This is a genomic window from Shimia sp. MMG029 (assembly GCF_027947445.1).
In the GTDB taxonomy this organism is placed as follows: Bacteria; Pseudomonadota; Alphaproteobacteria; order Rhodobacterales; family Rhodobacteraceae; genus Shimia.
Map to the genome: position 1 here is coordinate 1 of NZ_JAQJIM010000010.1, position 12476 is coordinate 12476.

Below are 12476 nucleotides of genomic sequence, written 5' to 3' on the forward strand. Positions count from 1 at the left end.
GCGCTGGGAAAGCCGACACAGAACGCATTCATCGAAAGCTTCAACGGCAAGCTACGCGACGAATGCCTCAACGAAACGCTCTTCGTTTCACCGGCCGAAGTTCGGGAAGTGCTGGAAGCATGGCAGGAGGAGTACAACACCCACAGACCCCACTCGGTGCTCGGAAACCTGACACCGAGGGAATTTGCAGAGAAAATGAACATGGACAAACTGGCCGCGTAACGACATCAAACAAAATCCAAGGACTCTCCCTGAACTGGAGGAAACTCTGGCCTCAGGTCAATACCGATAACCTTACCAATATACGCAATTAGTGGATCAGTTCCACGAAATGCGCTGATGTGTCGAATAAGTTTCAGGATTCTTCGCAGCAGTGGAATTGCAATGGCTTGCGCTGCGTTAAGATGCGGCGCTGCGGGGATTGGAACCTAGGTTTATCCGGCCCTCTGGCACACAATAGGGGCGCATGTCTGTTGGGTCTGACAGCAGTGACACACGTGCACCATAAAGTGCATATACCAGTTCCGGTGTCACCACTTCGGCAGGGTGCCCTTGGGCGATGATCCTGCGATCTTTGAGCGCGACGATGTGATCCGCAAACCAGATGGCGTGATTTATATCGTGCAAAACCATGGCAATGCCCAACCCGCGTTGATCTCTGAGATCGCACAAGAGCGTGAGGATTTCCTGTTGATGCCCCATATCGAGATAGGACGTGGGCTCATCAAGCAATAACAACCGCGGCTGCTGGGCGAGGGCCAGCGCAATCCAGACTCTCTGTCGCTCTCCACCAGAAAGCGCATCAAAACGGCGATCTGCAAAGTTGCTCAATCCGGTCTGTTCCAGAGCATCTTGTACCACCCGGCGATCTTCTGCTGTTTCGGAACCGCCAAACAGTCCTTTGCGTGCGAACAAACCGTGGATGACCAATTGCGCGATGGTCAGCCCCTCCGGTCCTGTTGGGGATTGGGTCATGACTGCAATCTTGCGCGCAATCTCTCGACGGGACAGCTTGTTGATCGGGCTGCCTGACAGGTGAACACTCCCTTTGCTGGGGGTTTCCAGACCAGCAAGTGTGCGGAGCAGGGTTGATTTGCCACACCCATTTGCACCTATCAAAACACAGATTTCACCTTCTTTAAGATGTAGATCGATACCGCTCAAAATATCGCGGCGACCATAGCCGATAGACAATCCACGGGCTTCAAGCATTGTTGTTTCTCCTGTGCAGGTGCCAGATCAGAAGTGCAAGAACAGGGGCGCCTATGAGGCTGGTCATCATCCCTACAGGCACCTCGAGCGGTGGCGCAAGACAGCGTCCCATAACATCTGCGCCGCAGACCAGAATGGCGCCGATTAATCCACATCCCCAAAGTGTTGAGGCAACATCTGCCCCCATGATGCGGCGTGTGATGTGAGGCACGATGAGCCCGACAAATCCGACGGTGCCGGCCACTGCAACAGCATTGGCCGCCAAGCCAGCTGCCACCGCCAAAAGCAATAAAGAAACCTGCGCGGGCGCCACACCGAGAGCCGTGGCGCTGTCTGGATCAAAGCGTAAAATCGACAGATGACGACGCATCACCCAGATAATCATCAGGCCCAAAAGGCCCCATGGTAGCGTGGGCAATATGTTGTCAAAGCTGCGCCCATAAAGAGAGCCGGCCAGCCAAAGAATAGCGAGCTCTGTTTGAGACTCGGAGACGCTTAGAACCAAGGCCATAACAATCGCATTCAATACAGCAGATACAATGACGCCTGTCAGGATCAATCGCACTGGCGAAAAGTTGCGCCACTGCGTGAGCCCGCCACTTAACAACAAAACGAGTGCCGTTGCTGCCAATGCACCAAAAAGCGCAATGATCGGTACGGCCGTCATGGGGATATGAGAGCTATAGCGCGAAACTGTGTTGTCGGGACTAAAGAACAGGGCTGCGGACATGGCACCAACAACTGCCAAACCTGCGCCACCTGAGACACCAAAAAGGGTAGGGTCTGCCAGTGGATTGCGCAGAACCGTTTGGAAGACTAAGCCCGCGCATCCAAGGTAGATACCGATAACGATTGCTGCCATTGTGCGCGGCGCCCGATAGTTCATCAGGATCGCGGCGTCGCTGCTTTTTGTGCCATTCGCCACATCAATCAAAGCCGTCCAGCTTAGATCGATTGCGCCATATCGCAAAGAAGCCAGAGCTATCAAAGCCAGCACTCCAAACAACCCAAGAGCTTTTTCTGTGGGAAAACGAGGCGTGATTGTCATAGGGCGTTCCGTTGTAGGCGTGGAAGAAGCAACAGGAACACGCCACCGCCAACGACAGAAACCACCACGCCGGCTGGCGCGCGCCCATCAAAGAGAAGGCGAGCAATTGTATCTGCCCAGACCACGAGTGTGGCACCGATCAGGAGAGTAAGCCCAAGCCACATCAGTGTCCGGCTGCGATCTGTCAGGCATATGCGTGCCAAATGGGGAGCCACAAAACCAACAAAGCCGATGGGGCCTGCCACAGCGACGGCGCTGGCGGCCAAGATTACTGAGATAAGCCCAGTTATCACGCGCCAGCGCGCTGCTTTTAGTCCCATGGCGGCGGCCATGTCATCTTCAAATAGGAGTAGGCGCAAAACCGGAGCACTTATGAAGGCGCACAGACCTGCCGCGAGTGCCCAAGGCCAGAACATGACGAACTCAGCCCAGCCGCGGTTTATGAAGCCTCCGATCATCCAGAAATAGAGCGTCTGCATTGAAGCGCGTGCCAAAACCATGACAACGCCGGTTGCGGCAATGAAAAAAACGGATACGGCGACACCTGCGAGGATCAGGCGTCCTGGTCCGTCTGCCTGCCCGGGCTTTCCTGAAATAAGCAACGTTAGAGTGGCGGCCAGAAGCCCCCCGGCAATGCCGCTCAGCATGATGGCCTCCGCCGTTGTCGCCAACCAGGTCAGGGCGAGTGCAACGCCAAAGGCCGCACCGGCTGAGACACCGGTCAATCCAGGGTCGCCAAGCGGGTTGCGGGTGACCACTTGAATGATCGCCCCTGAAAGTGCTAGCGCGGCCCCGACTCCCATTGCGCACAAGACACGCGGCAGGCGCAACGCGCGAACCGCAAATGCTGGGTTGGAGCCATCATCCTGCCAGAGGAAGCGCAACGCTTGACTCATGCTTGTATCATGCGCGCCCCACGCCAGGCTTAGCGCTGCACCCAGTCCCAACAGGCCGAGCAACATTGGGATCAGGACAGCGCCCCGTGTCATTTATTGAACACCACAGGAACGGCGCGGGCCGTTTCTGGCAATTCTGGTGCGTCAAACACATCTGGATAGATCAAATGCCCCGCCTCACGCAGAACCATTTCGCGAGCGATGGGACCGGAGGGTTGAGAGTACTGGTATCCGATGCTGTAGAACGTACCGTTTTTGTAAGCTGTCATACGTTCGTAGGCCGGATTGTATTTTGGCTGACCACCATGAGAAATGAACATGAGGATCACATCGGGATCATGGGCGAGCAGATCCTCAGTTTCTAGAATGGTAAACCCGGTGTCAGGGCTGTCACCTTCGGGCAGTTTTCCCAGCGGGTTAGTCGCACCGGTTGCGGCGATGATGTCTGTGGCCGTCAGTCCATTTTGGTATCCAAAAAGCGTATCTTGATACGACCAGATCAACATCACCTCTCGCGCTTCCTCAGGCGCGCGAGAGGCATAGTCTGCCATCAATGCTGTGAAATCAGCGTTCAGTTTTTCCACGTCTTCAGCTGCACCAAGAGCGTTCCCCAGCGATTGGACGGCCTCCATAGCATCGTTAAGTCGGTAAGAATCGTAGGTCAGGAAAGTGCTGACAGGTTCGATCTGATCAGCATAAGGCGCGTTGTAGGACGTCATACCCACCGTGAGGTGAATGTCAGAACTAGCAAGAAGTTCCAGATTTGGAGATGTAATATCTCCCAGGTCCAAGGCTCCTGACACGGTTTCACCGAGATAGACAGGCATTTGGCCTTCATAGGTTGTCACGCCTGCAACGGGTTGTCCCAGTTTCACCAGAAGATCAGCGGCGGGCACCCAAAGTGCAGCCACGCGATTTGGTTTCTCGGTCAGAGTTACCTCTGCACCGCGACCGTCGGTGACTGTCAATGGGTAATTGTCTGCGAAGGACGGTGACGCAAAGCACAAAATTGCTGGAAAGACGGTTAGGGAGAGACGTGAAAGCATAGTGTGTCCTCAGGGTGTGCGCCAATTGGCGGCTTTGGTTTTGCGATCAATCATTTTGGCGTAGAGGCCGCCCTTGGCTATCAGGCGATCATGGTTGCCGCGTTCGGCAATGCTGCCCTGGTCCAACACCAGGATTTGATCTGCCGCACGAATGGTTGTCAGTTTGTGAGCGACAATGATCAGTGTTTTTTCAGAGACGAGTGCGGCTAAGGCACGTTGAATTGCCAGATCGTTGCTAGGGTCTAGCGCGGCGGTCGCCTCATCCAAGAGGATGATCGGGGCGTCTTTGAGAATGGCACGCGCAATCGAAACACGCTGCTGTTCTCCTCCAGAGAGATGTGCGCCACCTTCACCGACTTCTGTGTCATAGCCTTGGGGCAGGTTCGAAATGAAATCATGAGCTTGTGCTTTGCGGGCTGCTGACTCGATCTGAACTTGTGTTGCGCCTTCACGACCTGCGGCGATGTTGTCTCGGATGGTGCCTCCAAACAGATAGACATCCTGAAACACCATGCTGACCAGATCGCGGTGCTTGTCTGATGGGATGTGGCGCACATCTGCGCCACCGATTGACAGAATGCCTTCGGTGACATCCCAAAACCGTGCGACCAAGTTAAGAATGGTCGATTTTCCAGAGCCGGATGGGCCAACAATGGCTGTCATGCTGCGCGGCGGGGCGGTGAAGCTGATCTCTTTCAGAACGGGGGCGTCTGGCGCATAGGCAAACCCCACCTTTTCTAAGGTGATTGCGCTGTCGCTTGGGTCATGTGTGGGCGTCAAGACTGGTAATGGTTTTGCCAAGAGCACGTCTTCTAGTCGATCCAAAGACGCTTCTGCGATGCGAATACGCTCAACAACCGATACAAGTCCGATCAAAGGCCCGTAGACGGAAAACATCAACACCAGGGCAATGGTCAGATCTGCCTCAGGTGTTGCAGACAAGCGTAAGCCTGCAACAGCGACGAGCAGCGGCATGCCGAGCATAATCACAGCAGCAAAGCTGAGCATGGGCACCACCAAAGTCACAACCATTTGGATGGAGACAGCGCGAAACTTGTCCAAGCCAGCGCGGAAACGGCTTTGGCCTTCTGCAACTTGATTATAGCTGCGGATCACGTCGATGCCCTGCATGTACTCGACCATCACACCACCGGCTTCGGCCTGAACAGTTTGTCTTTGTAGACCAAAGTTGCCAAAGCGATGTCGCAGATAAATTGAGACTGGGATGGCGGTGCAGATGCTGGCGAACATGGCCAGCCCAAGAACCCAGTCACGGGCCCCCATGAAGATCAGCGCCATAAAGGGCAAGGACAGGGCTTGAATAACCTTGGCGAGACCATCCGACAAAAAGCCCTCGATCATTGCAATATCGGCTGTCAGTAGGGTCAGGCTGTCACCTTTGTGCCGTGACAAGTGAAACCCCATTGGCAAGCGGGCCAGATGCGCCAAAAGTTCCAACCGCAGATGCTTGCCGATTTGGAACGAGGCATCCCAGGCGCGCGACACCGACAGGAAGGAAAAGATCAGTTGCCCCGCCAAAGAAATTGCCATCAATGCGGAGATCTGAGCGGCCCATTTTGTTGTCATCTCATCGCCTGAGATCAGTCCGGTCACCACCCAAATCGCAGTAGCATAGGCCAGCCCAAGTGCGAAGGACTGCGCGAAGCGGAAACTGATTGCCAGTGCGAGAGGGCGGCGCAAGTCGCCAGCCAGTTTCCAAACTCTCAGCAGGGTGGAAATTTCTGGTGTTTTGTCAGACATCGTGTCCTCCGGCACTCAGACGCATGGCGTTTGCATCCGTATAGTCGCGCCACATCTGCGCATAGAGTCCCTGACGCGCGAGGAGGGTATCGTGCGTGCCCTGCTCAACGATGCGGCCGTGGTTCAGCACAATGATCTGATCGGCATGAACGATTGTATGAAGTCGATGCGCAATGACGATCAACGTTTTGCCGCGGCTTAGCGTGCTTATTGCGGCTTGAATCTCGGTTTCATTGTCAGGGTCAGTAAAGGCGGTGGCTTCGTCCAATATGACAATTGGCGCGTCTTTCAGCATGGCACGAGCGATGGAGAGGCGCTGGCGCTCCCCCCCCGACAGCAACTGTTTTCCCTGACCGATCACTGTGTCGTATCCCTCAGGCAGAGCAGAAATAAATCCGTCAGCTTGGGCCGCTTGGGCTGCGGTACGTACTTGCGCATCACTGGCGAGCGGATTGCCGAACCGAATGTTTGCAGCAATCGTATCTGTGAAAAGAAACGGGTTTTGGAAGACCATTGACGTGTCGCTCATCAAGCGCGACAGAGCAATGTCTTGGGTGTTTTGGTCGCCAATTTCTATGCGGCCACTGTCTATCTCCAGCAAGCGAGGAACGATGCGCGCCAGTGTGCTTTTGCCTGAGCCGGAAGGGCCCACCAGCGCTGTGGTCTGTCCTTCTTTGGCTTCCATTGCGATTTGGTGGAGCACTTTATGTTCGCCGTAGGATGCTTCTACGTTTTCAAATGTGACGCTATGATTTTTCAGAGGGGTGTCATTGCGGCTGTCAAATTGCGGTTCTTGAGCCAGCAAACGCTGGGCGGTCACGGCGGTGATTGAGATTTGGGCGAAGTGGTGGAAGAGATCGAATAACCGCATCAGAGGTGTCGAGTAATTTGCCCCAAGGATCACAAAGAAGAGCAAGGTGGTCAGGTCGATCTGACCTGCCTGCATCAACCAGACGCCAACCGTTAATATTACGGTAATGTTGGCCAGGATTAGCGCGTAGAACGTGCCCCCCATAGGCACATAGGCGCGCCCCATTGCGCTTTGCATATCTGCAAGTTGAACCACTGTGCGGCTTATGCTTGCCTGACTGTCCAACGTGGCGTTGAACATTTTGACCACTGGCAGCCCTGCCATGAATTCCGCCATTGCTGCGTTCATAGCCAAGCTTGTTTTTTGCACGTCTTCGATCGAGCTGTAAGACTGGCGGATCGCAAGCCCCATGCAGACAAATGCAATTGGTGTCAAAATGACGGAAGCCAAAGCCATGCGCCAATCGACATAGAACAGCCATCCGCTCATTATCAGCCAAGTTATAAAGGCGCTGGAGCCTTCTGGAATGGCATGGGCGATCATCAATTCGAGCTTCTCAGGCTCAGTGATGATGGTTTGTTTGGCTTCACCGCTGGTCATGCCGCCAGCTTTTTCCATCGTAAGGCAAGCCAATTGCCGCGCGAGTTTCATCCGCAGCGCATGAATCAGGTTGAAGGCGATGATATGTGACTGTCGCGTTGCGAGGCCGAAACAAAAATAGGCCGTTGATATGGCAAGCGCCATGACCCCAGCCATGAGCAAAAAAGATGTTGTGGTCTGCTGGCCTTCGGCCAGCAGTGAAACTAAGCGAGATACGGCCCAGATTGGTACCATCTCAGCAAGAACAGAGACCGTTGCCAGCGCAATAGATCCCAACATCCTGGTGCGTTCCGGCCCAAGAGAGCCGGAAACGAGGGAGAGACTGTCAAGAAGTCCTGATCTCGGTGCAGATTCGGTTTGATCCGGAGCCCGCTGTGAGGCGTTGCGCATGTTACCAGACACTCTTGAATGTGAGACCGACGCGGCGTCCGGGAGCTCCAACACCATAGTCAGTACCCCCGAACAGGAAGTAGTTGTCCAGATAGTCGTCATCCAGCAGGTTGGTGGCCCATAGGCTTACTTCCCACCAGTCGCCACGCACGCCGATGGAGGCGTCTACCAGATGGGTGTCTGGCTGGCGGTAAGCCCCAACCGGATCAAAGGTATAGCTGCTGCGATAGGTGTAGGCTCCATTTGCTGTCAGGGTCATGCCGTTTGCCAGCGGACGTTCCCAATCTAGAGACAGGCCTGCAGAGTGTTTTGGAGATAGCGGTACGTCGTTTCCGGAATAATCAACAGTTTGCGTGCTGCCGCTTCCGGCAGAAAAGTACGAATAGACAAAATCGTCATAGCTGGCATCCAGGTAGCCATAGCTCGCACCAAAGGACAGATCCTGTGTTAGATCGGTGCGGAAGGTGACTTCGACACCTTGTGACGTGGCTGAGGATGCGTTCGCTGTGACCCTCTGGAAATCTGAGATGAAAACATTGGCATGCTGATCTTCCCAATCGGTGTGGAAGACGTTCAGCTCAAGCCAGCCCAGATCATTGAACACGGGGGTTTTCAGGCCGACTTCATATGTGGTGGAGGTTTCCGGATCAAAGGTGTTGACGCTGCCATCGGCGTTGAAGAACTGTGAAATGCCACCAGACTTAAACCCTGAAGCTATCCGACCATAAAGCAACCCACCATTGCGCAGGCGATAGTCAATGCTCGCCTCCGGGCTGAAGTTGTTAAAGCTGACATCCGCGTTGCCTTGCATTGGCGGCCCAAAGAAGAATGTACCCGACGGGCTGGCGACAGCGACGTTGCCTTTCTTGTTTTCATAGGTGTAGCGCCCACCGACGGTCAGGCTAAGATCAGCGGTGGCCTGATAGGTGAAATTACCGAAGGCTGCGAATGTGTCACCGCTACGGTTTAGCAAGTTGCGGCTGGTCTGGTCTGCGGAGATGCCTGCCAAGTCATAGAATTGATAGCCATCGTAGTCTTCGTGCATGAAGAAGAGACCCGCATTCCAGCTCAACTCTCCGGCGGAAAGATCGCCTTGATTGTTGGAGCTCAGGCGGAATTCCTGTGTGAACTGACTTTGATCCTGAACTTGACCTTGTTGCAGAGGGAACGCGCCAACGCTTGGGTCATACGGGCCTGCAGTGAAATCGCCATCCAGCAGCATATCTTCTTCAAAGCCGCGATAGGCGCTGATGGAGCTGAAGGTGGCGAAATCGAAGTCATGATCGATCCGCAGCATCGCGCCATACCGCTTGTCATCGCGGTGCGCTGGGTTGTCGAGGTCAGATTTGTGTTCGAGTGCCAGCGGCACAGGGGCCCAGCCCCCGCGGCTATCATTGTCAGTTTTCTCTGCGTCGAGCGTGAATTTCAGCTCTGTACGATCCGTCACCTGGCCCAGCAACGTGAAGCGGCCCGAACTCGCTTTCAGGCCAAGATCATCTTCATCGGTGGCTAGGTTTGTGATGCCATCAGGCTGTTGCGTCAGGCTGAGGAACGTCCGGCTCAACCACCGGCCGTCTTCGGTGAGTGGTGCGTCAAACCCTCCACGCAAGCGGAAGTAACCATCTGATCCAATGGAAACTTCTGTTTCTCCGCCAAAGACGTCGCCGGGTTCGCGGCTCACCAGATTGACCGCGCCTCCGATGGTATTACGCCCGTAAAGCGTGCCTTGGCTACCGCGCACCACTTCAACCCGCTCCAGATCGTCAAGGAATTGTGGTGCCGCATCAGGATTGCCAAGGTAGACATCGTCAGCAAACAACCCGACACCCGCCTCTGATCCAATCCCCTGTACAGACTGTGAGCCAACGCCACGAATGACAAATGAGGTGCCGCTGGCTTCGAAGGCTTGAACATTCGGTGCAAGCTTGGCGATGTCTCTGAGGTTATCAATACCACCAGTGCCCAGTTTATCGTCTGTCGCGACGCTAACAGGAACCGGCGCATCCGCTAGTCGCTCTTCGACGCGGCGTGCGGAGATGACGATCTCGCCGATGTAAGTGAAATCACCGTCATCTAGAGTTTCGGTGGCATCGGCTGCAACGACCTGTTGACTTAACGAATCTTGCGCGAATGTAGGCACTGCGGATGCCAAGAGAAGCAGCGCTGTTGTTTGCCACAGGTGGCGATAAAACGCTGAAGTGTTGGAAAGAGATTTAAAGTGAAGTGTCATTGCGGCACCCATCCCATAGTCGTCTGCGCAACGACCTCAACAAGACGCGAGTGGGCATCAGTCAAGGTCACAGCATTGAGGAAAAGAGCAACGTAAACATGTGGCGCTGCCCGAATGGGAGCTGTTTAGCAGCGGGGCTCATACCTCGCGACAGATGCGGGTTTTGCAAAACAGGATTTGGCTTTTGCGATCCCTCCATTTGTTGATTTTCAAATGCCTGAGCCAATATTGGGCCGACGTTTTGCCTAGTGCCGTCAATTTGGCTGGATGAGGCGGTCTTGCACCGGGCTGTTACCAAAGTAGCGTTTGTAAGCGGTGGAGAAGTTTGCCGGGCTGTTATAGCCCACACGATAAGATATTTCTGAAATCGACAAATGCCCATCGCGTACCAAGACGTGCGCTGATTGCATGCGGGTGCGCAGCACGTAATCAAAAATGGTGGTGCCAAACGCCTTTCTGAACTGACGTTGCAACGTGCTTTCATTGCTCCCGAGCTTTTGGGCCAAAGACACGATGGACGTGAAATCCTCTGGGGCATCATCAATCATCGCCTTTGCTTCATAGGCAATCAATTGGCGCTCGCCGGAATGAATTTCGACCGGGTGATCTTGGGGGGGGAACTGCTCTGCCAGGCTGAACAGGGAGGCCATTATCAGGCTTTCCATGTAGATCACGGCCGTGGTGCCGCGATAAGGATTGTTGAGCAGACGCAACAAGTTATCTCGAATACCCTGTGCTTGTGGCAGTACCTGCATTTGCAGGCCGTTTTGAAAGTGCCGATGCAGTCCACCCAAATGGTTGTTTGGATCATCCTGAGCCGCGCGTTCAAAAAAGTGCGCGCCGATCAGGAAAGACGCCATCCTGATGCGATCCTGCGTTGTGGGCTGATCCAGATATTGGGAGCGCTCGGAGTTGACAATAATCCGCGGGGTTCCGTCGGCTGGTAGGCTGACATCAAGGCCATCAATACGAGTGTGCCACGCGCCGCTGAACAACGCACCGACCCACAAAGATGATGGCAGCGTTCCGCGGGTTTGAAACAGGGTGTCGAATACCATGTCACAAGAGAAAAAGTGAATATCTTTCGCCACTTCAAGGGAGGTGTATTGCCCAGTGAGCACGGCATTCGGCGGGCCAGGCAGTGCTTTGCTCTGGCCCTTGATAACACGTGAATTGGGGGCGGCGGCTGCGAGGGCTTCGGCCAATCGGATGACAGTTGGTTTATCCAAACCAATCTGAAAATCTTTGAAGTTCTCGGATATGCCCACGACGTTTCCCCAAGTTTGAAATGGTTTGTGTGCGTGGGCGATTGCCTGCGTCATCAATCTGCTTGACGGTGCGGACCATATCCCAAGCGAAACGTTGCATCAAGGATCTGGCCGGGCGATGTGTGTTGAGGGCTTTGTCAGGTTGGCGAAGCGAAAGGAACGTTGCTCCCATGACACAGGAGAAGATGAGCCCGCCGTGTGCGCGGATGATCGAGGACGTGCGTATTCGCGGGATGGCGGAGACATCGCAGAAGGCGCATATCAGGGCGCTGAGGGAGTTCACGGCGTTTTGGGGCCGTTCATCTGACTCTGCAACGCCGGACGAGCTGCGCGCGTATCAGCTTCACATGCCCGACAGAGAGGTTACGCCGTCAGTCTATAACTCTCGGATCACGGCGCTTCGGTTCCTTTTCGGCATGACCTGTAAGCGCGAGGACATGAAGAAGTTCATGCCGTTCCGCACCGAGCCTCGGAAGCTACCGATTGTGCTGAGCTTCGAAGAGGTCTCGGCCATTTTGTCCGCAGCCCCGGGACCGGATCTCAAGTACCGGGCGGCGCTCGGCATTGGGTACGGCGCGGGGGTGCGGGCGTCTGAGGCAACAAACCTCAAGGTGCGGGATATCGACAGTGATCGAATGCTGATTCATGTCGAGCGCTGCAAGGGCGGCAAAGATTGCGATGTCATGTTGTCGCCATCCTTGCTGGAGCTTTTGCGGGACTACTGGCGCGATCCGAGCGTTGAACATGGCCATAGCTTTCCGGGCGCCGCCCAAAGGCTGCATTCATCATACGGATCGCGGATCGCAATATTGTTCACACGACTATCAGAAGTTTCTGCGCCAGCATTGCTTCAAGGTGTCGATGAGTGGCAAGGGCAATTGCTACGACAATGCTGCCGTTGAAACGTTCTTCAAAACCATCAAGGCCAAGCTGATTTGGCGCAGGTCATGGAAAACGCGGAGACGAGCTGAAGTGGCGATCTTTGAATACATCAATGGCTTCTACAATCCGCGTCGACGGCACTCGGCATTGGGCTGGAAACCCGTCCACTGAAAAAGCTTCTTGGCCTTTGAAGCTCAAGCCGCATAAACGAGCACTTGGGGCAGAATAGAAACGGCATAGGGCCAACACCCATTCGACACACCAGTGGATTTCGTTCCTCTCGCTCCGAAACATCGCTTACACGCTCGCCAAATTTCCGCTTGAAGACTGGC

9 protein-coding genes and 2 pseudogenes are annotated in these 12476 nt (G+C 54.7%); 3 read left to right on the forward strand and 8 right to left on the reverse strand.

Features of this window, described 5'->3' with window-relative positions:
• Positions 1 to 222, forward strand: a 222-nt coding sequence (locus PJL69_RS18160; RefSeq protein WP_271310939.1) for an integrase core domain-containing protein, incomplete at its 5' end; no start/stop codon positions are given.
• Between the two features lie 177 nt (positions 223 to 399).
• Here the strand turns inward: PJL69_RS18160 and PJL69_RS18165 are convergent.
• From PJL69_RS18165 to PJL69_RS18200, 8 genes are all read right to left on the reverse strand, one after another.
• Positions 400 to 1212 carry an ABC transporter ATP-binding protein gene (locus PJL69_RS18165; protein WP_271310940.1) on the reverse strand — a complete coding sequence of 271 codons (813 nt, stop codon included), beginning with the start codon at positions 1210 to 1212 and terminating at the stop codon, positions 400 to 402.
• Positions 1205 to 2260 (reverse strand): FecCD family ABC transporter permease, encoded by a 1056-nt coding sequence (locus PJL69_RS18170; protein WP_271310941.1) that lies wholly within the window; start codon positions 2258 to 2260, stop codon positions 1205 to 1207. Before PJL69_RS18170 ends, PJL69_RS18165 begins: the two co-directional genes overlap by 8 nt.
• Complete coding sequence (locus tag PJL69_RS18175; protein WP_333781890.1) at positions 2257 to 3249, reverse strand: FecCD family ABC transporter permease; 993 nt, start codon at positions 3247 to 3249, stop codon at positions 2257 to 2259. Before PJL69_RS18175 ends, PJL69_RS18170 begins: the two co-directional genes overlap by 4 nt.
• Positions 3246 to 4202, reverse strand: coding sequence for an ABC transporter substrate-binding protein (locus tag PJL69_RS18180; protein ID WP_271310942.1), 957 nt, complete (start codon positions 4200 to 4202; stop codon positions 3246 to 3248). Before PJL69_RS18180 ends, PJL69_RS18175 begins: the two co-directional genes overlap by 4 nt.
• A gap of 9 nt (positions 4203 to 4211) precedes the next feature.
• Complete coding sequence (locus PJL69_RS18185) at positions 4212 to 5963, reverse strand: ABC transporter ATP-binding protein (RefSeq protein ID WP_271310943.1); 1752 nt, start codon at positions 5961 to 5963, stop codon at positions 4212 to 4214.
• A complete protein-coding gene (locus PJL69_RS18190; protein WP_271310944.1) occupies positions 5956 to 7653 on the reverse strand; it encodes an ABC transporter ATP-binding protein in 1698 nt (565 codons plus the stop codon). The genes PJL69_RS18185 and PJL69_RS18190 overlap by 8 nt, the downstream gene beginning before the upstream one ends.
• A gap of 112 nt (positions 7654 to 7765) precedes the next feature.
• Positions 7766 to 9994: a TonB-dependent receptor gene (locus tag PJL69_RS18195; protein ID WP_271310945.1), complete on the reverse strand. Its 2229-nt coding sequence runs from the start codon at positions 9992 to 9994 to the stop codon at positions 7766 to 7768.
• A 254-nt stretch (positions 9995 to 10248) separates the two neighbouring features.
• Positions 10249 to 11316, reverse strand: a complete 1068-nt coding sequence (locus PJL69_RS18200) for a helix-turn-helix transcriptional regulator (protein ID WP_271310946.1) — start codon at positions 11314 to 11316, stop codon at positions 10249 to 10251.
• 116 nt (positions 11317 to 11432) lie between these two features.
• Here PJL69_RS18200 and PJL69_RS18205 point away from each other — a divergent pair.
• Both PJL69_RS18205 and PJL69_RS18210 read left to right on the forward strand, forming a co-directional pair.
• Positions 11433 to 12026, forward strand: a pseudogene (locus PJL69_RS18205) (tyrosine-type recombinase/integrase); the annotation flags it as partial.
• Positions 11989 to 12315: pseudogene (locus tag PJL69_RS18210) on the forward strand (DDE-type integrase/transposase/recombinase); the annotation flags it as partial. The pseudogenes PJL69_RS18205 and PJL69_RS18210, both read left to right, overlap by 38 nt.
• Positions 12316 to 12476 lie beyond the last annotated feature (161 nt).